Origin of the sequence: Paenibacillus sp. V4I5, from assembly GCF_030817255.1 — a bacterium.
In the GTDB taxonomy this organism is placed as follows: Bacteria; Bacillota; Bacilli; order Paenibacillales; family NBRC-103111; genus Paenibacillus_E.
Genome location: NZ_JAUSZB010000002.1, coordinates 3292124 through 3316631, shown reverse-complemented (window position 1 = coordinate 3316631; position 24508 = coordinate 3292124). Strand labels below are relative to the sequence as shown.

The following is a 24508-nucleotide window of genomic DNA, read 5'->3' as shown; positions in this document are numbered from 1 at the left end:
AGTGGAGGAGTTGCTTGTCGGCGACTCCTTTTTATTTGTTTGAGGTTTTATCAAATGTAATAAATATCCAATAATCTTTTTGAATAATAAATGCTATAATCAAATTCGTCTACATATAATGGCCGCTAGTAAATGATCCTGTTTGTTCAGTTTGAGTGAAAAAAGGAAGGTTAAGGAAGAAATATATGCATAATTGGTCAAAGGCACTAAATCTTAGAACTCCTTTTAAAATCTCTTTGGTCTATTTGCTTGTGGGAAGTCTATGGATTATCCTGTCGGATAAATTTATAGACATACTTAACTTATCAGGGGTAATCACCATTCATTCAACTAAGGGTTTATTTTATGTTTTTCTCACCGCATTGGTTCTATATTTGTGGGTAAAACGTTTGAAAATGGCTCTTACAGAAAGTGATGAACGATACCGAATTCTTGTGGAACACTCACCAGAACCGTTAGTTGTTCACAGTAAAGGGAAAATAATCTATATCAATCCTGCTGGTGCCGAAATATTTGGGGCAGCTAGCCCAGAGGAACTTATTGATTATCCCGTAATGAAATTGGTGCATCCCGATTATAACGATTTTGCCAAGGAACGAATTAGGATGATTGAAGAGGGGAGGGTATCGATAGCTCCCATTGAGCAGAAATTTCTTCGCTTAGACCATCAAGTAATTGATGTAGAGGTCAGAGCAGTACCTATTATTTACTTAGGTAAACCGGCAGTACAACTTATATGTAGGGATATCACTGAACGTATACGATCCCAACGTTTGCTCGAAGAAAGAGAGCAGAGTTATAAGTCACTTGTTGAGAATAACCCCGATGCCATATTTGTATTAGATTTAAATGGACAAATACTACATATGAATTCTGCTACTGAAAAGATTACGGGCTACCAGCAGGAAGAGCTGCTTCATCAAACCTTTAGTCATTTAATGGTAGACGGTGATCAATCGAAAGTATTGAATCTATTTGAAGAGTCGGCAAAAGGCGAATCAAACAACACAGAAGTCGCCATCACTAATAAAAAAGGCTATAGTATCGATTTAAGCTTAAAGATGGTTCCTATTATCATAAATGATAAGATCGATGGTGTTTATGGCATTGCGAAAGACATGACTGAACGTAAGAGGACAGAAGAGCTGCTGCTTAAATCAGAAAAGCTATCGGTAGTAGGTCAGCTTGCCGCAGGTGTTGCTCATGAGATTCGAAATCCTTTAACTTCTCTTAGAGGATTTGTCCAATTATTACAAACAAAAATGGATAATTATGATGAGTATTTTCAAATCATGTTAGCAGAATTGGATCGAATCAATTATATCGTTAGCGAGTTTTTGGTAATTGCTAAGCCGCAAGCAGTGAGTTTTGAAATGAAGGATCTTCGGAAGATTCTTCAAGATGTGATTTCACTGCTTGATACACAAGCAATTCTTAGTGATGTGCAGATTCATACGACGTTTGATTCGGACATTCCGTTAATCAATTGTGAGGAAAATCAATTAAAACAGGTCGTTATTAATATTCTTAAAAATGCAATTGAAGCAATGACAGATGGCGGTACTATTGAAATTCTTATGAAGGTAGACGACGATACAATCGTTATTCGTTTTATTGATCAGGGGTGTGGAATTTCTGAAGAACGAATAGCGATGTTAGGAGAACCCTTTTATACGACAAAAGAAAAAGGGACCGGATTAGGATTAATGGTGAGCCAAAAAATCATTGAAGCACATCACGGGAGTCTTCATATAAAGAGTCAGATCGGTATAGGAACAACGGTTGATCTAATTTTACCTTTAGATCCGAATAAATAGGCTTGCGATAATGAACTCCTGAAGAGGAGTTTTTTTTTTCTGAAAAATCCGATGACTTGACAAACAAATTACCCTAAAGTTAGCATAGTGTTATTACAATTTGAAGTAGTGAAGAATACGAAAGGATTTACACCAAAGGAGGAACGATCATGTACCAGGGAGACGAACAAAGCCAGCTTGATTTAAGATTATTCCGAATCTGGAGTAAAGCTTCCAAAGCTATTGCTGATAATACCAAACGAGATATCGAAAGTCATGGAATCAGTCCAGACCATTTTATGATTCTAGAGCTCCTCTACAACAAAGGTCCTCATCCTATTCAAAGGATTAGTGAAATATTTAGTATTCCAAGCGGGAGTATTACCTACGTGGTAGATAAACTTGAACAGAAAGATTATGTAAGACGACAATCAAGTCCTACGGATAGAAGAACCTCCAATGTCGCTCTTACTGAGAAGGGTGAAACCCTATTTAATGAGATTTTTCCGAAACATGCAGCCGTTATAACTCAGAATTTCTCCTTTATAAGCAACGAGGAAAAACTTCTGATGATCGATCTATTAAAGAAACTAGGATTTGGAGCACAAGAACTCAGTAAAGATAAATAAGACAATACCAATCGAATTCAAGTTATCCAGTCGTTACTGGATAACTTTTTTTCAATTAAATGCCTATTTGAAAATGGTTGACAAATAAATATCCTAATGTTAGTATTTATTTATAATATTGTTAGGATATCTAGTCATAGGTTACTTATGATTAGGTAAAAAAGGGGAGGAGTTAGATGAATATGGTATCTATTATTATTCAAATCATTTTAGCACTTGGGTTTCTGATGTTTGGAGCCTCTAAGCTCGGTTCAAAGCAAATGGTGGATGAATTTACACGTTACGGGATGCCTCAGTGGTTTAGGGTAATCACTGGCTTGCTCGAAATTGCCGGTGCCGCACTCCTGGTTGCAGGGATTTGGAACGACAGTCTTATTGCTATTGGCGGATTGCTGTTGGCCGTTATTATGGCTGGAGCCGTCATAACCCATCTACGTATTAAGGATCCTGTATCAAAAATAGGTATGCCTATTATTTTATTAATCCTTACGTTGGTTATCGTATTCATAAATTGAGAAGTATTTGTTGTCATGTTTGAACCAATAAATGCCGGGCCCTATTCATTAGGATCCGGCATTTTATTGTTATTTTGCTTATACCCACTCGCCTTTTGCTGTATATATGGTTTTACCGCCGATTTGAATAGAGATGAGATCATCCTTCTGAGATGCCCGATGATAAAGAATGGAAGGACGCATGATTTCAAAGCCTTGCTCAACGCGGATGTCGATGGATTCATTGCCGAAATAGCGGTATTTAATCAAATATCCGGCCAAATCGCCATTGGCACTTCCGGTAGCCGGATCTTCGGGAGCACCAAAATAGTCACCGAACACCCTGGCATTTAAAGAGTTGCATGCCTGATAAGTCTCTGGACAAAAGACTAAAATCATTTTAGCTGAAAGCTTCTCAATAAGATGGAAATATAGATCGCGATTAACGTTACAGCGCTGAACGTCTTTCAAGCTTTTTAGTGGGACAATAAGGGCTGGTAGGCCGGTAGAAACCTCTTGAACCGGGTAGCGTGAATCAATGGACGAAGCTGGAATTCCTAGAACGGCTGCGATCGTATCTAGATCGATAATTTCTCCAAATATAGGCGGCTTCTGCTGCATCCAAGCCATGCCGGGATTCTTTTCATCAAAAGTGACCGGTATTTGACCGATTTTTAAGTTAAGCACAATTTGCTGGACAGGGTGTCCTATGATATCTTTTTGAATGATGTACGCTGTGCCTAGAGTCGGATGACCAGCAAACGATACCTCCTCTTTCGGGGTGAAGATACGCACATCATATCCACCATTATTAGGCTCTTCCGACAGGATAAACGTTGTTTCGGAGAAGTTCATCTCGCGAGTAATGGAAAGCATTTCCTCTGTGGATAGGTGGGCAGCATGACGAAATACGGCGAGCTGATTGCCTTCATATTTATGCTCGGCAAATACATCAACGATCGAAAAAGATAATGGCTGTATGGACATGATTCCCACTCCTTTGAATGAATGTATAGATGAATACACCTTATCATATTGTGATTATTTTGCGAATTCGCGCCGGGTAAGGTTTGCGACAGAGCTGCTTTCTGCTAGAGTAAGGGTATAGGAAATGTTACACGAAAAGGAGTGGGCGGATGTCTGACAAAGAAAATCTGGTGCGCTTCGGTATCTCCATGCCGCAATCTCTCATTGAGCAATATGACCGGCTCATTGCCTTGCAGGGCTATGATAATCGATCTGAAGCTATACGTGATCTTACGCGCAAAGCGCTGTTAACGTCTAGCAGCATGCAACCCGACGAAACCGTTGCCGGTACGATCGTGATGGTGTATGACCATCATATTCGCGATTTGCCGATTACCTTGATGGAACTTCAACATGATTACCACCATGCGATTATTTCAACGATGCATATCCATTTAAACCATCAACAATGCTTAGAAATATTAGTTGTTCGCGGTAAGGTACAGAAGCTTAGAGAGCTTCAACAGCGAATTCAAGTACTCAAAGGTGTAGGATATGCGGAGTTATCTGTTACTCATGTGGACGAGCAGGGGCACTCGCATGAGCATCCTGATTCCCATTTGTAGAATTCGTAGACGTCTTGTTTTTTTGATAAAATTAAGGCACGGAGGTGCGATATGTCGGTTAAAAAGTGGTTCAGTTTAGAAGAGGCTAATGAAATGCTCCCGTTTGTTAATCAGGAATTGAAGAAAATGCAAGCATTGAAGATCCAGTTTGAGGAAAAATATACAGAGCTTCGTATCAAGAAAAACGAGCATGCGGAGAAACCCGGCGCTGAGAAGGATCCGTTTTTCGTCATGGAAGCAGAGCTGGAATTCCTTCAAATCGAAGCGCGCGGGCTTATTCAAAATTTTCAGCTTACGGGTGTAGAACTCAAGGATATAGATACAGGTCTTGTCGATTTTCCGGCGTTGATGGAAGGACAGGAAGTACTGCTTTGTTGGAAACAGGGAGAGGATAGAATTCGTTATTACCATGGCAAACAGGATGGATTTGCTGGACGTAAACCGATTTCGGAATAGAGGACATACGTATGCAAAGATCTTTACGTTACACAGCCAAACGCTTTTTGCCCTTATTGTTTGTATGCATGTTCGCCTTAATTCTCTTGAACGCAGTTGTTGTTCCCCAGACAGCTTCTGCTCATGCGTCATTAGTGCAGGCTCAACCTGAAGCGGGCACCAAGCTTCAAAGCTCACCGCCTCAAATATCCGTTACTTTTAATGAACAGTTAGATGCAGGACTCTTCTATATCAAAGTATTGGATCATAATGGTGACGAGATTACGAGTAATAAAGCTTATATGAACAAAGAGCAGACAGGTATATTTCTTGATCTGCCGAAGTTAACTGAGGGCTTTTATTTGATCAACTATCACGTCATTTCCGCAGACGGGCACCCCGTTGCAGGGAGTTATCCGATAACGATTGGCAATCCACCGCAAGAAGAAGCTCTCGATCTGCCTTCTGTATATGGGGGGCACAATCATGGAACGGGTCAGTTAACAACAAAAGATTTACTACAATATGCGTCTCGCGGACTGTGGTACTTGATGATGTTGGCGCTGACTGGGTGGGTTATCTGGTTAAGGATGTTGGGAGCAAGCGGGAAAGATTCCCGAAAATCACTTTCAAATTGGACTCTCAATCTCCAGCGTGCACAACTAGTAGCCCTATTGCTGCTCATTTTCACACATATCGAAGCTCTACTCGGTGGCGGTGGGGCCCAAGAGATATGGAAACTATTTAGTGCAACCTCAATCGGTATTTCCTGGGCGCTTTTGCTAGTGTTATCCTTCCTTGGATTTGTACTTATAGGTAGGGGGAAGTGGCTAGATTTATTATGGCCATTGTGTTTACTAGCGGTGAAAAGCTTTAGCGGTCACGCGGCTTCATTTACTCCCTTATGGGCAACAATCGGGCTAGATTTTATTCACCTGGTCGGAGCAGCATGTTGGGTTGGGGGATTAGTGCTGCTCTATGCAAAATGGCGTCAGAAAAGCGATGATGTCAGTTCCTATATGCAACGATTTTCGAAAATGGCTTTGATCTCCATCCTTGTACTTACGCTATCCGGATCCTTATCCGTCTTGTTGTTCCTGCCAAACTTAAGTTACTTGCTATACACTTCGTGGGGAATATTGCTGCTTGTGAAAATTGGTGCTGTTGCCCTTGTTGTACTCATTGGTTTTATTATTCGGCTTAATTTGCGCAAACAGAAGTCCAAACAATCCGTTCTCTGGATAAAGGTTGATCTTACCTTTATGGTCATTATCGTACTGCTGGTAGGGCTCATCACTTATATGGCGCCAATTCCTGTCAACGAGCCGCTGCAATGGCATCAGATGGGTGAAAAGGTCCATGTATCTGCCGATATTACGCCTAAAATCCAGGGAACCAATACCTTTGTAGGGAAAGTATGGCTCCCGGAAAAAGCAGGGAAACCGAAGCAGGTGCTCATGCTGCTTCATTATTTAGACGATAAAGAAATGGCGCCTATTTCTGTGCCAATAACCATGTACGAGGATAGCACTCAAGAAGAATCTTACGGCTTTGTGAAGTTCAGCTACAAAGCTCAGGGGGCATACTTGCCGTTCCGAGGCAATTGGGAATTAGAGATGCGTGTCATGGATGCGGATGATAATGAAACGGTGTACACCAAAGAATTCATGGTGTATTAAATTGTTTGAAATTATGACGGTTGAAAGTGGGTGGCGGTAATGGCATGGATTCAAGTACTCTATAAAGAAAATTTGTCGGTCAAATTTGATGACAAGGATGAGGTGGCATTGCTGGAGATTAACGATGGCGGCATCTCGCCTAATTATGTAACCATTCGTTTAAATGAAACAGAGATTGATGATCTGATCGAGGCTTTACAACGTATTAAACAAGCCATCCAATAGTGATGGATTATGTAGGGAGGGGCACATTGTGCCCCTTTTTTGCGTTGATTATTGCCGCGCCATTCGCTTTGGCTAGATAAACCCGCCATTGACGCGGATCGTTTGACCTGTTATCCACTGGGATTCTTCACTTGCCAAAAATAAGACAACGCCTGAAATATCATCAGGCTCACCTATACGCCCGAAAGAGTTCATTTTGCGGATACCTTCAATTTGCTCTTCCGTTTTTCCAACTGTAAAGAGTTCTGTATTTACTGGACCGGGGGCTACTGCGTTAATCGTAATTCCTTTCGGGCCAAATTCCTTCGCAAGTTGGCGAGTGAACTGTTCAACTGCTCCTTTTGTACCGGCATAAACGCTGTATGTCGGGAACATACTACCGAGGACAGAAGTTGAGAAGTTAATGATTCGGCCATTATCGCTTAAGTATTTGGCTGCTTGTTGGCAAGCGAAGAAGGTACCTTTGACATTGACATTAAACTGCTTGTCGAAATCTTCTTCTGTGATATTAGCTATAGGCTTAGTGATCATGAGGCCTGCATTATTGACAAGAATATCTACTTTGCCATAGGCTTCAATTGTTTTCTGGAACATGAGCTCAATGTCAGATACGCGGCTAATATCAGCATGAATGGCTGTTGCGATTCCACCGTTCTGTTCAATCCCATGAACGACCTCTGCAGCTTTCGCTGGATTACTGGCGTAGTTTACAACAACCTTGGCTCCGTTTCGAGCCAACTCCTCTGCGATCTCACGTCCCATTCCTCTAGACGCTCCTGTGACTAACGCTACTTTACCTTCTAATTTTTTCTCCATTGTAGTTCCTCCTCATATTGGTTCATACAGATCCGTTGATTTAAACTTGATTGATATTGATTTGATTATAACAGGTTAGAAACGAAAATCAAGTGACAATATTGTATTTTTGTCATTAAGTTCCGGACTCTATCCAAAATGCGTATATCATGATATATTAATGGTATCGTATGATATAGCATTTGGTTGGGTGCAGGGGGTAGGTAGCATTGTCAACGGATTCGAGACCCATTTACGAGCGAATATTCGAAACGCTGCGTGAAGAAATTATACAACGTAAATATAACGTTGGAGACCGCGTTCCTTCCGAGAAGGAACTGGCGGATGAATATAATGTGAGCCGTATTACGAGTAAAAAGGCACTAGAGATGCTGGCAGAAGAACGTCTCATCGTGCGTAAGCCAGGGAGAGGCTCCTTTGTCATGGAAGGAGGGGGAATTGCGTCTGAAGGACCGTCTTTGGGTGAGAGAACCAAGCATACTTTGATTGGCTTAGTCATAACGGATTTCGGCAATACCTTCGGTACGGAGATGATTTATGGCATGGAGCAGGCTTCCGCTGAGCACGATAGCTTCCTAGTATTGCGCAGATCGTTTGGTGTGCCTGAGAATGAAGTAAAAGCCATACGATCGTTTCTTGAATTAGGCGTGGATGGCATTATTGTGTTTCCTGCACAGGGGGAATTCTATAATGATGAACTTCTTAAGTTGGTCATACAGCAATTTCCCTTAGTTCTTGTTGACCGTCATCTCAAAGGGGTAGCCGCAGCCTCGATTAGTACAGATAACATAACCGCTGCTCGCACGGGTGCTGACTATTTACTTGATTTGGGACATAAGCAGATTTGCTTGCTTACGCCGCCGCCTATGGATACAACAGCTATTGAGGACCGCATTGAAGGCTTCGTGCGAGCTCATGCGGAACGCGGAGTCATGGTTGACCGGTCGCTCTGGTTAGATGACATCACCTCTACGCTGCCAAATTCATTTCATTCACCTAATATGGATAAAGATATCGATATGATTAAAGAGCACCTGCGAAGCAATCCGCAAATTACCGCCTTGTTCGCCATGGAATACAACATTGCTCTATTAGCCAAGGCTGCTGTGGAACAAATGGGACTTCAGGTACCTGAGGATATTTCAATTATTTGTTTTGATAGCCCTCCTACGACGCTTGGCAGCGGCTATCGCTTTACCCATCTGATCCAAGCGGAAGAAGAAATCGGCAAGCTCGCTGTAGAGAATGTGCTAAAGCTGAAGCGAGGCGAGAAGGTTGCCAATAAAATAAGTCTGGACGCCAAACTAATCATTGGAGAGTCAACAGGACCCTCCAAATGATACGGTGAATAAATCATCATGGATATCGAAACTTGAGACTGCTAATCTAGTAGTCTCTTTTTAATTGGTATATCATATGATTTAAATGGTATATAAATAGTATGATAAATATATATTGACATACTGTATTCATACCAATATAATCGTAAATGTAAGCGGTTTATTTATCGGAATAGAGAGGAGCGAACTCGATGACGAATGAGGCTAAGTTGCCTGCATCGATGAGTAAACTCATTGAGCAGGTAAGTAACGAATTACGGAAGGAACAACGGCCGATGCTAGCTGCCATGTTCCGCGATTGCTTCTCCAACACGTATCAAACAACGATTCAAAACCTAGAAGATGGATCAACTTTCGTAATCACCGGTGATATACCAGCCATGTGGCTCCGTGACTCATCGGCTCAGGTTCGAGCTTATCTGCTTCTGGCGAATGAGGATTCCAGCTTGGCGGATATGATTGAAGGTGTGGTTAAGCGGCAAATGCAATATATTCAACTTGACCCGTATGCCAATGCATTCAATATGGAGCCAACCAACGCTGGTCATCAGCAGGACTTGACCCAAATGAGCCCTTGGATCTGGGAGCGTAAATACGAAATCGATTCGCTATGTTATCCTATTCAGCTCAGTTATTTACTATGGAAAGCAACGGGAAGAACCGCACATTTTAATGATGCCTACAAATCCGCTGTTCATACGATACTGAATCTTTGGCGCGTTGAACAAGACCATGAGACGAAGTCTACTTATCGCTTCCAGCGATTGCATTGTCCTCCGACAGACACGTTAACGAGAGATGGAAAGGGGAGTCCAGTTAGCTATACAGGGATGACTTGGTCAGGTTTTCGCCCTAGCGACGATGCTTGTTCGTACGGATATTTGGTTCCCGCAAACATGTTTGCCGTTGTGGTGCTGGGTTATATCGCTGAAATCGCAGAGCAGGTGTGGCAGGATGCCAGTCTCAGCCATGAATCGCTTAAGATGGCCGCTGAGATTAAACAGGGAATAGAATCATTCGGAACGATCGAGCATCCCAAGCTCGGTACGATGTTCGCTTATGAGACGGACGGACTTGGCAACTACAATCTGATGGATGACGCCAACGTACCCAGTTTGCTCTCCATTCCTTACTTGGGATATGCTGCTGAATCCGATCCCATGTATCAGCATACACGCAGCTTTATACTTAGTAATGAAAACCCTTACTTTTATTCGGGCAAAGCGGCTCAGGGAATCGGCAGTCCGCATACGCCGGATCGTTACATTTGGCATATATCCCTTGCGGTTCAAGGTCTTACGGCTTCAAGCAGGGAGGAGAAGCTTCGTATCCTTGATTTATTGGCCGACACTGATGCAGGAACGGGATTGATGCATGAGGGCTTCCACGTGGACGATCCGTCGCAATATACGCGGCCATGGTTCTCTTGGGCGAACTCCATGTTCAGTGAGTTGGTATTAGACGTATGTGGCTTATCGTTTAAGAAGCTGCTGAAAGATCGCGTGAACGCATCGCACTCATCCTAGGTTATTCAGGGGGTGGAACCCCTTTTAACATAGCAACTGCACTCGTAACGTTTACTTAAAAAGGGAGGAAGAAACATGAAAAAATGGATGACCGTTTTAACTGCTCTCTCGCTCACGTTCAGTTTGGCAGCATGCAGTACAAAAACTGGCGGGGAACAAACGGCTGAAAGCAAAAAGCCTGAGACCACGACAGCACCGGCAGCATCGACAGCCGCCACCAAAGCACCGGTAGAAATTACGTTCTGGGGAGACTGGGGCGGTGAAGGCGAAAAGCAGTTTGTGATGATGGCAGATGCTTTTAATAAATCGCAAGACAAGATCAAAGTTAAATATGTTTTGCAGGAAGATATGATCACGAAGTTTCTAACAGCGGCTACATCAGGGGGCTCACCAGATATTATGTTCTGGGACAGATGGCGTACTTCGCTGTATGCATCCAAGAACGTGCTTCACCCAATCGACGATTATTTGAAGAAAGACAATATTAACCGTGGCGATTATTACGATGAAGCCTTGAAGGAACTTTCCTCTGGCGGTAAGCTGTATGGTCTTCCTTTGACGGTTGATGCACGCGCCCTGTTTTATAATAAGAAATTGTTCGCTGAGAAAGGTCTGGCGCCGCCGAAAACCTGGGATGAGCTGCAAAACGCAGCTAAGCAGTTAACGGTATGGGAAGGCGATAAGCTGATTCGCTCCGGTATGTCGATGCAGGATAATGGCCTGTTCAATATGTGGCTGCAGCAAGCAGGCGGCTCTATGCTGACCAGCGATCTGAAGAAAACGAATTTCAATAATGAACAAGGCAAACAAGTGTTGGATTTCTGGGATAAGCTGATCAATAAAGATAAGGTGTATAAGGTTGGGTTTGAAAAAGGTCTTGGCGAAGGCACCGATGCTTTTGTGACCGGAAAAGTAGCTATGACCTATACAGGTCCATGGATGCTATCGACTTATAAGAAATACGGCAAGGATCTTGATTTCGGTGTTGTGCCTCCACCAACTGGACCTGGCGGCGCTAAAGGAAGCGTAATGGGCGGCTTCGGTCTCGTTATTCCAGCGGGCTCTAAGCATAAAGACGAGGCATGGGAATTCGAGAAGTGGTGGTTAGCGAATAAAGACAACACGCTGCTATGGGCGAAAACAAGCTTAAACCTGCCAGGCTTTAAACCGGCGCTGCAGGATCCGTTCTTCAAGGACGATCCGAACTGGAAGCCATTCATGGATACCCTGGAATTCGCGAAGATTCGTCCACAGCATCCAGGATACTCGGTTATGGAAGGCGACGGTCTGATGCCGAATATTGAACTGTTTATTCAAGGCAAGCAGGATGCAGCCACGACGCTCAAGAAGGGGCAAGAGCAAGGTGATAAGCTGCTGGATCAGAACGCTGCAGGGAAGTAATTAGAAATGTGGGGAGGGCTAACCCTCCCTTTTTGTGGAAGGGGGAATTCTCTTGGCATCGATAACCAAGCTGGGTCGACATCAAGCTAGGATGGGTTATCTCTTTATTACGCCAACGATTTTGCTATTTATTATTTTTACAATCATTCCGGTCATCATGGCGTTCTATTTAAGCTTCACGAATTATGACATTGTGAGTAAAAACGATTTTGTTGGATTGGATAACTATAAACGCTTGGTAGAGGATAACATCTTTTGGACGACTCTGAAGAACGTTTTGTTTTACTCTGTCCTCTATATTCCGCTGAATATTGCCATCTCTTTATCGATGGCCTTGCTGTTTATGCGCAGCCACTTCGGCGTAAAGCTGTTTCGTACAGCTGGGTATTTGCCAACGTTAACTTCTGGTGTTGCTGCGGCGACGGTATGGATATGGCTGCTAAACCCCGAGTTCGGAATCGTGAATGATATTTTAAGCAAGTTTGGAATCACAGGACCTTCATGGTTGGCTGAAATGCCTTACGCCATGCTGTCCATTGTGTTCGTGACCTTGTGGCAATCGGTTGGAGCGAACATGATCATTTATTTAGCGGGACTTAACGGTGTTCCCGATCATCTGTATGAATCCGCAAAGCTGGACGGAGCTAATGCTTGGCAGTCCTTTCGCTATATTACTTGGCCTGTGCTGAGGCCGACGACCTTTTTCGTAAGTACAATGGCCATCATAGGCGCGCTGCAGTTGTTTGATCAGGCGTTCGTATTGACCAAGGGCGGTCCCGCCAACTCGACGAAAACAACGGTGTATCACATTTATCAGCAAGGCTTCAATCAGCTGCAGATGGGCTATGCCGATGCCATGGCGTTTGCGCTGTCAATTATTATTTTAGTATTTTCGCTCATTAATATGAGACTAAACAAAGAGGAATCCGTGATCTAGGAGGGATGGAAAGTGAAACAACAAACCTATTGGCAAACGACAATCATGTATATCGTTTCCATCGCTGTCTGCATCGTCATGGTCGTCCCGTTTGTATGGAGTCTTATCACTTCCATCCGTCCGGATGAAGAGATTTTCATGCTGCCAATTCAATGGATTCCTTCCAGCATAACGTTTGAGCATTATCGTAAGGCGTTTGAGCTCGTTCCATTTGCTCTGTATTTTTGGAATTCCTTTTACCTTGCGTTCATGGGAGTGTTATTCAACTTGCTGTTCGGCTCTTTAAGCGGATATGCCTTCGCTAAGCTTCATTTCCGCGGAAGAGATACATTGTTTAAAATTCTGCTCGCTGCCATGATGATACCTGGTGTTGTAACGATGATCCCGCAATTTTTCGTGCTGAAGCATATTCCTTTCATGGGAGGAAATGATTGGTTAGGCGGTGGCGGCAATGGTTTGCTCAATACATTTTGGGCAATTATTTTGCCCGGTGCGTCGGGATCCTTTGCGGTATTTTTTATGAGGCAATTTTTCGTTTCTTTACCTAGTGATTTGCAGGAAGTGGCTCGAATTGAAGGCAGCGGGGAGCTTCGTATCTTTTGGAACATTTATATTCCGCTTGCGAAGCCGGCGTTGGCTACACTCGGCATATTCACCTTTCAAGCAGGCTGGAACAGCTTTCTCGGCCCGCTCATAATGCTTAACGATCCTGCCAAGAAAACGATTCAGCTAGGCTTAGCTGCTTTTACTTATAACAAACAGGTCGACTTCGGCCCGTTGATGGCAGGTGCTTTAATTGCGGTAGTGCCGATTCTGATCTTGTTCCTGCTGCTGCAGAAGTATTTTGTGCAAGGAATCGCTTTTACAGGAACAAAAGGATAGTACGCAAGTCGGACCTATAGGTGAAGCGATTTGACAATTCGATTAAGAATGATTATAGCCTTGATGGTTGTTGGGATAGGCATCATCATTGCTGCTAGCTGGGGAGTGGAGACAATGGACAAAAACAATAAGATAACCGATGTGCAAGTGAGTACAAATAGAGAAACCTGGGAGCAGCGTGCGGATCAAGCGCAAGCCGGGCTGCTTAAGCAATATTGGAATGAAAAGCGGAACTTATTCGATAATTTGTCGCCTTGCAACGATTTATGCAATGAGAAGTTCCATTATTGGTGGCAAGCGCATGGTGTAGATACGTTAGTGGACGCCTATGCGAGAACGGGCGATGCTGCGTATAAGGGCTACCTAGCGAACATGTTTCAGGGAATTTTGGACCGCAATGGCGGCGTATTGCCGAATGATTTTTACGATGATATGGAATGGTTGGCTCTAGCTTATCTCCGTGCTTATAACGCTACCGGGGAAGAGAAATACAAGGAAGCCGCGCTTGAGCTATGGGAGGATATTAAGACGGGCTGGAACGAAGAGCAAGGCGGGGGCATTGCATGGCGCAAGCCGCAGCTTGAGTATAAGAATACGCCGGCGAATGCTCCAGCAGTCATTCTAGCTGCTAGATTGTATAAACAGTTCGGCAAGTCGGAGGATCTAGCTTGGGCGAAAAAGATTTACGATTGGCAGAAGGTCAATCTGGTTGATCCGGACACGGGCTTCGTTTGGGATGGGAAAAACCGCGAGGGAGACGGCAAGATTGATAAGAGTTGGGAATTCTCCTATTGTCAAGGTGTTTACATCGGAGCAGGGGTAGCGCTGTATCAGGCGACTGGGGACAAGAGCTATCTGGCGGATGCGGCTCGGACTGCCCAAGCATCGAAGCTCAGGCTGACAAGTCCGGCAACAGGCATGCTGCCTAGTGAAAGCGATGGAGACGGCGGCTTGTTCAAAGGGATCTATGTCCGTTATTTGGCGGAGCTTGTTCTTGCGGACCCTAGTCAGAAGGAGTCGCTTGAGCTTCTTGTAACGAATGCGGATAGTCTCTGGAAGTACGGGAGAGATGAGCAGCGCGTAATGTTCAGTAAATCATGGGCGGCAACACCTGAGCCTGCTGAGGATTTGAGCGTGAATTTGAGCGGTGTTATGCTGCTGGAGCGTATGGCTGAGCTGGAGAAGCAGGGATTGCTAAAATAGAACTGAGAACAGGGGGCAGCCGAAAATCTGCCCCTTTATTTTTAGGCACAGAGGAGTCGAGGGATAGATGAATGCGGCAGCGATGGCAGAACAACTGCAAACGACTTTGCACAAGCTTTATTGGAATCCGGATACACAGATTATGAATCAATGGGACGACAGTTTAACTGTCAAACGCCCCGACGAAAATTACTATTATTGGTGGCAAGCACATGCTGCGGATGTCATCCTTGACGGCTATGCGCGAACCGGCAATGAGGCATATTCGAACCGATTAGAGCAGCTGTTCCACGGCATTCTTCGCTCTAACGGAGGAACGTTTCGCCATCACTATTATGATGACATGCAGTGGATGGCGCTGGCTTGGCTAAGGGCTTACGACATGACAGGTGCCCAGATGTACCGGGAAAGCGTTGCCGACTTGTGGGAAGACATCCGAGACGGATGGAATGAGCATATGGGTGGAGGGATTGCATGGCGAAAAAATCAACTGGATTACAAAAACACACCTGCTAATGCTCCAGCCGCTATCCTAGCTGCACGCCTATTTCAACGATTTGGCGATGAGGCAGATCTGGCTTGGGCACAAAAAATCTATGATTGGAACAAAAGGACATTAACCGATTCCGTTGACGGATTCGTGTGGGATGGCATCAATCGACTCGGCGATGAGAATATAGATATGGACTGGCAGTTTACTTATTGTCAGGGCGTCTTCATCGGAGCCGGACTCGAACTATACATCTGCACAGGGGATTCAGCTTATCTGGAGGATGCATGCCGCACGGCAACCGCGGTGAAGAACCGATTGTGTGATACTGCTGCGGGGATGCTGCCTGATGAGGGGATTGACGATACAGGTTTATTCAAAGGGATACTAATCCGGTACCTGCTGAAGTTGGTGGAGACTTACCCCGAATTTGAGCTGCCGGCAGAGCTTATTGAGCAAAATGCAATCACACTTATGGAGCATGGAATAGACGACAAAGGACGCGTTGGCACAGACTGGAGAATGCCTCCTGAGGGCTCAATTCAGTTAAGTGTTATGCTAAGCGGCGTTATGTTACTGGAGGCGTATGTATCACTTCGAACGAAATAGAGACAAATTAAAGCTAAAAGGAGGTGAAAATCATAGAAGTGGAAGCGCATTCATAATGACTAATTCAATGTGGACCAACTATATGGCTTGTAGAGGCTCGGATAAAGCGACTGCGAACATTTTTCTAACAACCTAAAAGGCCAAAGAACCTTCCCAACAAATGGGAGGGTTCATTTTATGCATATAAGAAATTGTACAACGTACAGCTCTAAAATAAGCTCCAATCAAATTCCTTCGACAGCGTACCCAAAAGGTGAACACCAGCGGTGCTGTTGCCTTTGCGGTTCAACGCCGGGCCGACCAAACCGATCCCATATTGTCCGGGCACCATCGTCAAAATGCTGCCAGACACGCCGCTTTTGGCAGGCAGCCCAACGTTCATGGCGAATTCACCAGAGGCATTGTACATACCACAGGTAAACATGAACGTCTTTGCGATCTGCACGAATCGCCGCGGAATAAGGCGTTGATTACGAATCGGATCTACGCCATTGTGCGCCAGAACGAGGGCCATTCTAGCCAAATCGGTACAATTCACCTCGATGGAACAATGGCTGAAATAGACGTAGAGAACGTCGTCAACCTCACTATCCAGCACACCGTTATCTTTCAGGAAGTAAGCTAACGAACGATTCCGATGGGCTGTATCCGACTCAGATCGAAACACATTTTGATTGATTTCAAGTGAAGGATTATGAGCGATATCACGGAAGAAATGGAGAATCCGTTCGACCTGCTCCTTAGGATCACTACCTGCAATCAAGGATGATATCGCAATTGCCCCGGCATTGATAAGCGGGTTGAAGGGGATGCCGGGCTCGACGAGTTCGAGCTTCAGCATCGAGTTGAAATCGTCTCCGGTAGGCTCCATCCCCACCTTGGAGAAAACAATCTCTTCACCGTTATCCATCAACGCCAAAATTAGCGTAAATACTTTTGAAATACTTTGTAAGGTAAAACGGAAATCAGATTCGCCGGCCACAGAGATATTTCCTTCAGTATCCATAATACAGATACCTAGAACATCGGCCGGAGCGTTAGCAAGTTCAGGAATGTAGGAAGCAACCTGTCCGTCTGATGTATGTGCCTTGCTTTCCGTAACCCACTGAGGCAAGTGCGCCTTGAGATGCTTCCATGTTTCTGCGTGTTGTGTATGACTCATTCAGAAGTCATTCCTTCCTCATTCTCTTAAGCCTTCCAAGCCTGTGGGTGGTTATCACTGATAAGCTCCGTTGCGCTTGCATTCGAAATAACCTGTTCAGGATTTTTGCAGCCTGGAATAACCGTTGTAACGGCATCATGCTTCAAACACCAAGCTAATGCCCATTTGGCCATATCCATGCCTTCAGGAACTTCTTCTTTTTGGATGCGCTGCACGTCCTCAAGCTTCTGTTTCACGCTCTCGGCATCATGACGATGGCGTACATCCGTGTTGCCGAACACCGCACCAGGCTTATACTTACCGCTCAAATAGCCGCTAGCCAAAGGGACACGAGCCAGAACGCCAAGATCTTGATTCACACAGGAAGGGAAAACAAGCTCTTCTGGAGCTCGATCCAAGCGATTATACACGACTTGAATGGCTTTGGAATTAACCTTGCTGGAGGCTTCTGTTTGATGAATATTAGCATTACTGCCAATGGATGTTCCCAAATGACGGATTTTCCCGGCTTGAACTTGCTTGTCCAAAGTTGTCCAAAGCACATCATTATCAAATAAATCATCAGGTCCGGAATGGAATTGATATAAGTCAATATAGTCCGTTTGCAAAGCTTTCAGAGAATCGTCCAGTTGTTTGATAACGCCTTCGGAACTGAAGTCATCTGTTCGGGTGAACAGATCATGGAAATGGTGGCCAAATTTCGTAGCTACGATCCAGTTCTCGCGATTGCGGCGGGATAAGTAATTACCGATAAGAGATTCCGAAAGATGATCACCATAGCATTCTGCTGTATCGATCAGATTTATACCAAGATCGGCTGCTTGATCGAGAATAGCATCTGCTTCAGCTTGCGTGTAGGTAAGTCCCCACTCTCCGCCGAACTGCCAAGTCCCAACACCCACAATGGAAACTTTCAAATCCGTTTTACCAAGTCTGCGATATTTCATGGCGAGCACTCTCCTTTTTAAGGTATCCAAGTTTATTAAACGCTATAGCTTGCTCCGTGTCAAAAAGAAAAAGACTCTTTCCTCTCCATGAAGAGAAAAGAGCCTTTGTGTATTATGCGAGTTCTGGTGAAAGTTCTTTTTCGGTTTCCTTTTTGCCATCTGATTTCTTTGATTTACGATCAGATACTTTAATGTTACCGATAAACAGTGTCAGAACAGCCCCAAGTAAAACGAACACTAAGCCTACAATAAACACTTGGTGAAGCGATGTAACCAGGGCATTTTTTAGAATTGGCAGCATGTGCTCCACGAATTCTTTTGGCATTTTGGCCAAGGATTCAGGATTAAGAAGGGAAGAATATAAAGCTTGTGGATTCGTATGAATCATGTCAGTCATTGAAGTAGCAAGTCCGCTTGCTTTCGCGGGAAGCTGCTTCACGACAGGGGTTAGGTCTTGCTCTAACAGCACAGATGATTTGTGATTCATAATGGCACCCAGAATCGTCATACCAAAGGTACCGCCAATTTGACGGAAAAACTGGCTGGAAGACGTGACGACACCGAGCTCCGATTTCGGAAAGCTTTCTTGTAAGGCTAGTGTAAGGATAGGCATGACTAGACCCATACCGAGACCTAACAGAAGCATATAGCTGGAAGCAAGTAATTTTGTTGTATCAATACCCATAGTACTCAGAAGATAGAAGCCTACTGCCATAATGACCATTCCGGTAAGCATTTGTTTGCGAATTCCAATTTTATGGATGAATTGACCGGAAATAACGCTGGCCGCTATCATTGTGATCATGAGCGGCGTCATCACTGTACCGGAAGCCGAAGCACTGATACCGACGATGCCTTGCATGAAAAGCGGAACGAACATAATGGCTCCGAACATACCAACTGCCATAAGGAATCCTACGCCGTTAATTGTTGTAAAAGTTCTATTTTTAAACAAACGAACAGGGAGAATCGGCTCTTGTGCTTTACTCTCAATAATAACGAAGGATACCAAAGATACAATGGCTAGTACGAAAAGACCAATGATTTGCCAAGACAACCAAGCATATTCATTACCGCCAAATGTCAAAGCAAGCAGTAAGCTGACGACCCCAGTAATCATGGTAACTATACCGGGAATATCGAACTTTACTTTACCGATTGCTTTATGCTTCGGTAATGCGATAGAAATTAAGACAACTGCAAGGATACCGACTGGTAGGTTGATGTAAAATACCCAACGCCAGTCTAATGCGTCAACGATCCAGCCACCGACTTGGGGTCCGACTACTGACGATAAACCGAAAATCGCGCCGAATACGCCCTGCCATTTGGCACGCTGCTTACCAGTGAACAAATCCCCGATAATAATCATTGCCATAGGCATCATAATACCGCCGCCAATACCTTGTAAGCCACGGAACAAGATAAGCTCGGTCATATTCTGAGCCATCCCGCAAAGAGCTGAAGCCCCAATGAAGATAATAAGACCTGTTACATAGATAACGCGGCGGCCCATCAAGTCAGCCAATTTACCGGCAATAGGCACGACCACGGTTGAAGTCAGCATGTAAGCTGTCGTTAGCCAAGCCATCAACCCAAGTCCGCCGAGCTCACCGACGATACGCGGCATAGCTGTTCCGACAATGGTACCGTCTAATGCGCCAAATAGCATGGCAATAATAAGCCCTGTAAGCAGGAGACCTCGATTTTTGAGTTCTGGTGCTGCATTTGCTTCTATAGAATTCTCTGAAGCTGTTTTTTGTATGATTTCCACTTATACCACTCCTTGAATAAGATGAATTAATAAAAATCAGTAAGCTTTTCAAAGGCACTCACAAGAATGCGCATTTCTTCAGGTGGAAGCTGGGATAGTCCGCGTGCAATCACTTCTTTCTGGACATCTTCCGCCTGTTTGAGTATGGCCTTTCCGGTTTCGGTTATTTCAACCAACACAATACGTCGATCAGTTTCATGGTGTTTACGAATGACATGCCCACTTTGGACAAGTCGGTCAATCATAACGGTGATCGCACTTGGTTTAACGCCCAGCTTCTCAGCGAGATGAGTTTGTTTCGGCGTACCTTCTTTAGATATCATGAAGAGCATGAATAATTGTGGCCCCGTTAACTCTGAATCTAACTGGGTAAGTACGGTGTGGCTAATTTTTCGATGAGCCGTTTCAAATGTTGTTCGGAAACGATTGGTATAAGCTATTAATTCATCTTCCATATCCAAATCCTCCTTACATCTTAATTAAAGTATGAAATTATTAAACAATAAAATGTTTATATGAATTAATGTTTAAACTATTTAAATAAAATATACGCCGCTGATCATTCGAAGTCAACTGGGAAATTCATACCTGGGGGCTAGTTCACTTGCATATCAGGCATATCTTGCATATAATAATTGGTACATATATGTGAAAATGCTTTGACGGAGAAGAGTATGCAGTGCTTCTTGACAGGGAGGGAAAGCCAACGATTGAGAGCTATCCCCGAGAATCAGGCTGCAGAAGTTCGCTCCCGAGCAGTCCTTTGAACAGAAGCTTACTAACAGCTTCTCATTAGAGGGAACCGGACACATCGTCCGTTATCTGAAATGAAGTGAGAATCGTTTATTTGGCCTATCTGCCAATGAACGAATCTAATTAGGGTGGTACCACGGCTTTTCGTCCCTTGTAAGGGAGCGGAAAGTCTTTTTTGTGTTTTCATTTAGGGTGATACAGGGGCCTAATTCAGGAGGGATTTCGATGAAAGAGCGGTTAGAAGCTTTGAAGCAGGAAGCGCTGCAGGAGCTAAGCGGCGTACAAAGTCAGCAGGAGCTTAATGATCTACGTATTAAATATTTGGGTAAAAAAGGTCCACTAACCGAGGTGCTACGCGGTATGGGCGCATTAAGTGCGGAAGAAAGACCGGTTATCGGCCAAGTAGCGAACGACGTTCGTGCAGCTATCGAAACCGTCATTGAAGAAAAGCAAGCAGCTTACCAACAGCAAGAAACCGAGAACAGATTGCGAGCGGAAATGATTGACGTAACGCTGCCGGGTCGCCCTTCACAGCAAGGGGCCGTGCATCCTTTAAGCAAAGTTATCCAAGAAATTGAAGACATCTTCATTGGAATGGGCTACACAGTAGCAGAAGGTCCAGAGGTAGAGCAGGATTACTACAACTTTGAGGCGCTTAATCTGCCGAAGGATCACCCAGCTCGCGATATGCAGGACTCGTTCTATATCACGGATGAAATTCTAATGCGTACACAAACCTCCCCTGTTCAAGTTAGAACGATGGAGAAACGCAAAGGGGAAGTTCCGATCAAAATCATTTGTCCGGGGAAAGTATACCGCCGCGATGATGACGATGCGACACATTCCCACATGTTTACCCAAATCGAGGGGCTCGTCATTGACCGTAATGTACGGATGAGTGATCTGAAAGGAACGTTGCTTCAATTCGTTCAAGAGATGTATGGCAAAGAGACGAGAATTCGTTTGCGTCCAAGCTTCTTCCCATTCACAGAGCCAAGCGTTGAAGTTGATGTGAGCTGCGCAATGTGTGGCGGCGTTGGCTGCCGTACTTGTAAACAAACGGGCTGGTTAGAAATCCTCGGAGCGGGCATGGTACATCCGCGCGTTCTGGAGATGGGTGGATATGACCCGAAGGAATACACAGGTTTTGCATTCGGTATGGGCGTTGAGCGCATTGCGATGCTGAAATACGGGATTGAAGATATTCGTCATTTCTACACGAACGATTTGCGGTTCTTAAAGCAATTCTTACACTTGTAAGCATCAGGAAAAGGAGGGGTTAAGCATGAAGGTTTCTTATCAATGGTTATCGGAATATGTAGATGTATCAGGCTTCACAGCCGAGGATTTAGCAGAAAAACTTACCCGAAGCGGCATCGAAGTGGATATCGTGGAAGATCGCAATAAGGGTGTAACGAACGTAGTCGTTGGGTTTGTAAAATCACGCGAAAAACACCCAGACGCAGATAAATTAAGCGTGTGTATCATTGATGCCGGACAAGGCGAAGACTTGCAAATCGTTTGCGGGGCTAAAAATATCGATGCAGGACAAAAGGTTCCTGTCGCCATGATTGGAGCCGTGCTGCCTGGCGGACTGCAAATCAAACGCGCTAAGCTGCGCGGCGTGGAGTCACAAGGCATGATTTGTTCAGCCAAAGAGCTTGGTCTGAACGACAAGCTGCTGCCGAAGGAAATTCAAGAAGGCATCCTGGTTCTGCCTGAAGATACCGAAATCGGCAGTTCAATTCTGGATGTCCTTGCAATCAGCGACAAGGTATTAGAGCTTGATCTGACACCAAACCGCTCCGATTGCTTGAGCATGCTCGGAGCTGCTTATGAGATCGCAGCGATCCTCGGACGCAGCGTCAAACTGCCTGATGCGGAAGCAGCGCGCGGGGCGGCCGGAACCGCCGCAGCGAAAGCTGCTGATCGCATTAGTGTGAAGATCACAGCAACGGAGCAGTGCTCGCACTACGCGGCTCGCCTTATTGAAGGCGTGCGCGTCGGCACTTCTCCGCTATGGATGCAGAACCGTTTAATGGCGGCCGGTATCCGCCCAATCAACAACATCGTAGACATTACGAATTTCGTGATGCTTGAATACGGCCAACCGCTACACGCTTTCGATGCTGAGCAGTTGAACAATGGCCACATCGATGTACGCCTCGCTGAGGCCGGCGAGAAACTCGTCACGCTCGATGATGTGGAGCGTACTCTAGAGCCGCACATGCTGCTCATCACGGACGGCACGAAACCGGTAGGGATTGCAGGTGTTATGGGCGGTGCTAACTCCGAAGTGACAGAAGGCACAACACGGATTCTGCTTGAATCCGCCAAGTTCGCAGGCAGCTCTGTGCGCCGAACGTCGCGCCAGCTAGGGCTCCGCTCTGAAGCGAGTCTTCGCTTCGAGAAAGAAGTGAACCCGGAAGCGGTGCTTCCGGCATTAAATCGTGCTGCTGCGTTAATAGCTCAATACGCAGCAGGTCAAGTCGCTGACGGCATCGTAGAAGCCGTAGCGGGCTTACACAAGCCGGTCAGCATCGAGCTTGCTGCTGACCGTGTGAACAATTATCTCGGCACTGAACTTTCCTTGGTCGAGATGGGTCAAATCATAGAGCGCCTGCACTTCACATTCGAGCAGGCAGGCGAAGGCAAGCTGCTCGTGCATGTGCCGAGCCGCCGAGGAGACATTACACGGGATGTCGATTTGATCGAAGAAGTAGCTCGCCTTTTCGGCTACGACAACATCCCGACAACGTTAATGACCGGCGTGACGACACCCGGATCCTTGACCAAAGAGCAGTCGATCCGTCGTATCACACGGAATCTCCTGACTCAAAGCGGACTGCATGAAGTCATCACTTATTCCTTCACACAGCCGGATCAAACCGTGTCGCTGCCGGGTCTATACCCAGCGGCTAAGCCAATCTCGCTCGCTATGCCAATGAGCGAGGATCGCAGCCAACTGCGTACTAGCTTGCTGCCGCATCTGCTAGACGTAGTAAGCTACAATCGTAACCGTACGATGGATGACGTGGCTATTTTCGAAATCGGCAAAGTATTTATTACAGATGAATCTTCGCTAACAGATTTGCCGCAAGAGAAGCTTCTCCTCTCCATTGTATTGACAGGCAAACGCCGTCAAGCACATTGGGCACAAAAGTCCGAGGCTGTCGACTTTTATGATATCAAAGGTGTTTTTGACCGTCTTGTAAGCTACTTAGGCGTTAAAGGACTCACCTATAAATCTGCATCACCAGATGGTTTCCATCCGGGGCGAACAGCTGAGCTCCTCTTAAACACAGCTGAAGGTGAACAAGCAATAGGTCGAATCGGTCAACTGCATCCTACAGTGCAGCAGCAGCGTGATCTTGATGACACTTACGTACTTGAGGTTGAGCTTTCCCCAATCTTGGAAGCTGCTGGAGATGCAATTGTATATAAATTGCTGCCGCGTTATCCGTCAATTGGACGCGATCTTGCTGTAGTAGTGAATGCTAGTGTACCAGTAGGTCTAATGGAACAAACCATCACTGAAGTTGCCGGAGACTTGTTAGAATCCATTCAAGTATTCGATATCTATACTGGAGAACGTTTAGGCGCAAATCGCAAAAGCGTAGCCATTGCCTTCGTATACCGACACGCAGAGAGAACACTGCTGGATGAAGAAGTAACAGAGCTCCATGCCAAAGTTGTTCAAACCCTTGAACAACAATATGAGGCAGAGTTAAGAAAATAGTGTAACTTTCATTTAAGTTGCAGGAAAACAGGCTGGTCTTATCGAAATTACACTCGATAGGGCCAGCCTTTCATCTAAG

The 24508-nt window shown here is 45.0% G+C and carries 22 protein-coding genes and 1 other annotated feature; of the genes, 16 read left to right on the top strand and 6 right to left on the bottom strand.

Translation table 11 applies throughout. The features are described from left to right. Window positions 1-185 precede the first annotated feature (185 nt). From QFZ78_RS17005 to QFZ78_RS16995, 3 genes are all read left to right on the top strand, one after another. A complete protein-coding gene (locus QFZ78_RS17005) occupies window positions 186-1817 on the top strand; it encodes a PAS domain-containing sensor histidine kinase (protein WP_307549294.1) in 1632 nt (543 codons plus the stop codon). Window positions 1818-1966: 149 nt separating this feature from the next. After that, window positions 1967-2425: a MarR family winged helix-turn-helix transcriptional regulator gene (locus QFZ78_RS17000; protein WP_307549293.1), complete on the top strand. Its 459-nt coding sequence runs from the start codon at window positions 1967-1969 to the stop codon at window positions 2423-2425. 176 nt (window positions 2426-2601) lie between these two features. Continuing rightward, window positions 2602-2940, top strand: coding sequence for a DoxX family protein (locus tag QFZ78_RS16995; RefSeq protein ID WP_307549291.1), 339 nt, complete (start codon window positions 2602-2604; stop codon window positions 2938-2940). Between the two features lie 78 nt (window positions 2941-3018). On the opposite strand, the gene QFZ78_RS16990 is transcribed toward QFZ78_RS16995, so the two are convergent. Further along, window positions 3019-3900 carry a PhzF family phenazine biosynthesis protein gene (locus QFZ78_RS16990; RefSeq protein ID WP_307555741.1) on the bottom strand — a complete coding sequence of 294 codons (882 nt, stop codon included), beginning with the start codon at window positions 3898-3900 and terminating at the stop codon, window positions 3019-3021. Between the two features lie 155 nt (window positions 3901-4055). Between QFZ78_RS16990 and nikR the strand changes: the two genes are divergently transcribed. From nikR to QFZ78_RS16970, 4 genes are read left to right on the top strand one after another with little or no spacing between them, the layout of a single operon-like run. Beyond that, entirely contained in the window at window positions 4056-4511 is a 456-nt protein-coding gene (gene nikR / locus QFZ78_RS16985; protein WP_307549290.1) for a nickel-responsive transcriptional regulator NikR, read from the top strand. A gap of 51 nt (window positions 4512-4562) precedes the next feature. Beyond that, a complete protein-coding gene (locus QFZ78_RS16980) occupies window positions 4563-4967 on the top strand; it encodes a DUF2203 domain-containing protein (protein ID WP_307549288.1) in 405 nt (134 codons plus the stop codon). 11 nt (window positions 4968-4978) lie between these two features. Continuing rightward, entirely contained in the window at window positions 4979-6625 is a 1647-nt protein-coding gene (locus QFZ78_RS16975; protein ID WP_307549287.1) for a copper resistance CopC/CopD family protein, read from the top strand. A 39-nt stretch (window positions 6626-6664) separates the two neighbouring features. Further along, a complete protein-coding gene (locus tag QFZ78_RS16970) occupies window positions 6665-6850 on the top strand; it encodes a hypothetical protein (RefSeq protein ID WP_307549285.1) in 186 nt (61 codons plus the stop codon). Between the two features lie 72 nt (window positions 6851-6922). Here QFZ78_RS16970 and QFZ78_RS16965 read toward each other — a convergent pair whose 3' ends face one another. Beyond that, the gene (locus QFZ78_RS16965) at window positions 6923-7666 is read right to left on the bottom strand and encodes an SDR family oxidoreductase (RefSeq protein ID WP_307549284.1); all 744 of its coding nucleotides are present in this window, start codon (window positions 7664-7666) and stop codon (window positions 6923-6925) included. Window positions 7667-7875: 209 nt separating this feature from the next. Here QFZ78_RS16965 and QFZ78_RS16960 point away from each other — a divergent pair, with 209 nt between their 5' ends. From QFZ78_RS16960 to QFZ78_RS16930, 7 genes are all read left to right on the top strand, one after another. Beyond that, the gene (locus QFZ78_RS16960; protein WP_307549282.1) at window positions 7876-9006 is read left to right on the top strand and encodes a GntR family transcriptional regulator; all 1131 of its coding nucleotides are present in this window, start codon (window positions 7876-7878) and stop codon (window positions 9004-9006) included. Window positions 9007-9197: 191 nt separating this feature from the next. Continuing rightward, window positions 9198-10532, top strand: a complete 1335-nt coding sequence (locus tag QFZ78_RS16955; protein WP_307549280.1) for a glycoside hydrolase family 125 protein — start codon at window positions 9198-9200, stop codon at window positions 10530-10532. A gap of 75 nt (window positions 10533-10607) precedes the next feature. Continuing rightward, the gene (locus QFZ78_RS16950; RefSeq protein WP_307549278.1) at window positions 10608-11933 is read left to right on the top strand and encodes an ABC transporter substrate-binding protein; all 1326 of its coding nucleotides are present in this window, start codon (window positions 10608-10610) and stop codon (window positions 11931-11933) included. A gap of 91 nt (window positions 11934-12024) precedes the next feature. Beyond that, a complete protein-coding gene (locus tag QFZ78_RS16945; RefSeq protein WP_307555739.1) occupies window positions 12025-12870 on the top strand; it encodes a carbohydrate ABC transporter permease in 846 nt (281 codons plus the stop codon). 45 nt (window positions 12871-12915) lie between these two features. Further along, window positions 12916-13752 carry a carbohydrate ABC transporter permease gene (locus QFZ78_RS16940; RefSeq protein ID WP_307555737.1) on the top strand — a complete coding sequence of 279 codons (837 nt, stop codon included), beginning with the start codon at window positions 12916-12918 and terminating at the stop codon, window positions 13750-13752. Between the two features lie 30 nt (window positions 13753-13782). Beyond that, window positions 13783-14955 (top strand): glycoside hydrolase family 76 protein, encoded by a 1173-nt coding sequence (locus QFZ78_RS16935; RefSeq protein ID WP_307549276.1) that lies wholly within the window; start codon window positions 13783-13785, stop codon window positions 14953-14955. A gap of 67 nt (window positions 14956-15022) precedes the next feature. After that, the gene (locus QFZ78_RS16930) at window positions 15023-16054 is read left to right on the top strand and encodes a glycoside hydrolase family 76 protein (protein ID WP_307549274.1); all 1032 of its coding nucleotides are present in this window, start codon (window positions 15023-15025) and stop codon (window positions 16052-16054) included. Window positions 16055-16262: 208 nt separating this feature from the next. Here QFZ78_RS16930 and glsA read toward each other — a convergent pair whose 3' ends face one another. The 4 genes from glsA to QFZ78_RS16910 all read right to left on the bottom strand — a co-directional run bounded on the left by glsA (window position 16263) and on the right by QFZ78_RS16910 (window position 20392). Continuing rightward, the gene (gene glsA / locus QFZ78_RS16925; protein ID WP_307549272.1) at window positions 16263-17216 is read right to left on the bottom strand and encodes a glutaminase A; all 954 of its coding nucleotides are present in this window, start codon (window positions 17214-17216) and stop codon (window positions 16263-16265) included. A gap of 26 nt (window positions 17217-17242) precedes the next feature. Further along, window positions 17243-18163, bottom strand: coding sequence for an aldo/keto reductase (locus tag QFZ78_RS16920; RefSeq protein WP_307549270.1), 921 nt, complete (start codon window positions 18161-18163; stop codon window positions 17243-17245). A gap of 112 nt (window positions 18164-18275) precedes the next feature. Next, window positions 18276-19901 carry an MDR family MFS transporter gene (locus tag QFZ78_RS16915; protein WP_307555735.1) on the bottom strand — a complete coding sequence of 542 codons (1626 nt, stop codon included), beginning with the start codon at window positions 19899-19901 and terminating at the stop codon, window positions 18276-18278. Window positions 19902-19963: 62 nt separating this feature from the next. Further along, on the bottom strand, window positions 19964-20392 hold the full coding sequence (locus tag QFZ78_RS16910; protein WP_307549268.1) for a MarR family winged helix-turn-helix transcriptional regulator: 429 nt from the start codon (window positions 20390-20392) through the stop codon (window positions 19964-19966). 195 nt (window positions 20393-20587) lie between these two features. After that, window positions 20588-20845, top strand: a binding site (T-box leader). A gap of 70 nt (window positions 20846-20915) precedes the next feature. On the opposite strand from QFZ78_RS16910, the gene pheS reads away from it, so the two are divergent. Further along, window positions 20916-21950 (top strand): phenylalanine--tRNA ligase subunit alpha, encoded by a 1035-nt coding sequence (gene pheS, locus QFZ78_RS16905; protein ID WP_029194068.1) that lies wholly within the window; start codon window positions 20916-20918, stop codon window positions 21948-21950. A 25-nt stretch (window positions 21951-21975) separates the two neighbouring features. Further along, window positions 21976-24429 carry a phenylalanine--tRNA ligase subunit beta gene (gene pheT, locus QFZ78_RS16900; RefSeq protein ID WP_307549266.1) on the top strand — a complete coding sequence of 818 codons (2454 nt, stop codon included), beginning with the start codon at window positions 21976-21978 and terminating at the stop codon, window positions 24427-24429. Window positions 24430-24508: the final 79 nt, after the last annotated feature.

Bases quoted from the DNA above. Each gene is read 5' to 3' on its own strand.
- QFZ78_RS17005 (WP_307549294.1), top strand. From the start codon at position 186: ATGCATAATTGGTCAAAGGCACTAAATCTTAGAACTCCTTTTAAAATC.
- QFZ78_RS16965 (WP_307549284.1), bottom strand. From the start codon at position 7,666: ATGGAGAAAAAATTAGAAGGTAAAGTAGCGTTAGTCACAGGAGCGTCT.
- QFZ78_RS16920 (WP_307549270.1), bottom strand. From the start codon at position 18,163: ATGAAATATCGCAGACTTGGTAAAACGGATTTGAAAGTTTCCATTGTG.
- QFZ78_RS16910 (WP_307549268.1), bottom strand. From the start codon at position 20,392: ATGGAAGATGAATTAATAGCTTATACCAATCGTTTCCGAACAACATTT.
- QFZ78_RS16975 (WP_307549287.1), top strand. From the start codon at position 4,979: ATGCAAAGATCTTTACGTTACACAGCCAAACGCTTTTTGCCCTTATTG.
- QFZ78_RS16995 (WP_307549291.1), top strand. From the start codon at position 2,602: ATGAATATGGTATCTATTATTATTCAAATCATTTTAGCACTTGGGTTT.
- pheT (WP_307549266.1), top strand. From the start codon at position 21,976: ATGAAGGTTTCTTATCAATGGTTATCGGAATATGTAGATGTATCAGGC.
- QFZ78_RS16930 (WP_307549274.1), top strand. From the start codon at position 15,023: ATGAATGCGGCAGCGATGGCAGAACAACTGCAAACGACTTTGCACAAG.
- glsA (WP_307549272.1), bottom strand. From the start codon at position 17,216: ATGAGTCATACACAACACGCAGAAACATGGAAGCATCTCAAGGCGCAC.
- QFZ78_RS16955 (WP_307549280.1), top strand. From the start codon at position 9,198: ATGACGAATGAGGCTAAGTTGCCTGCATCGATGAGTAAACTCATTGAG.
- QFZ78_RS16980 (WP_307549288.1), top strand. From the start codon at position 4,563: ATGTCGGTTAAAAAGTGGTTCAGTTTAGAAGAGGCTAATGAAATGCTC.
- QFZ78_RS16940 (WP_307555737.1), top strand. From the start codon at position 12,916: ATGTATATCGTTTCCATCGCTGTCTGCATCGTCATGGTCGTCCCGTTT.
- pheS (WP_029194068.1), top strand. From the start codon at position 20,916: ATGAAAGAGCGGTTAGAAGCTTTGAAGCAGGAAGCGCTGCAGGAGCTA.
- QFZ78_RS16970 (WP_307549285.1), top strand. From the start codon at position 6,665: ATGGCATGGATTCAAGTACTCTATAAAGAAAATTTGTCGGTCAAATTT.
- nikR (WP_307549290.1), top strand. From the start codon at position 4,056: ATGTCTGACAAAGAAAATCTGGTGCGCTTCGGTATCTCCATGCCGCAA.
- QFZ78_RS17000 (WP_307549293.1), top strand. From the start codon at position 1,967: ATGTACCAGGGAGACGAACAAAGCCAGCTTGATTTAAGATTATTCCGA.
- QFZ78_RS16950 (WP_307549278.1), top strand. From the start codon at position 10,608: ATGAAAAAATGGATGACCGTTTTAACTGCTCTCTCGCTCACGTTCAGT.
- QFZ78_RS16945 (WP_307555739.1), top strand. From the start codon at position 12,025: ATGGGTTATCTCTTTATTACGCCAACGATTTTGCTATTTATTATTTTT.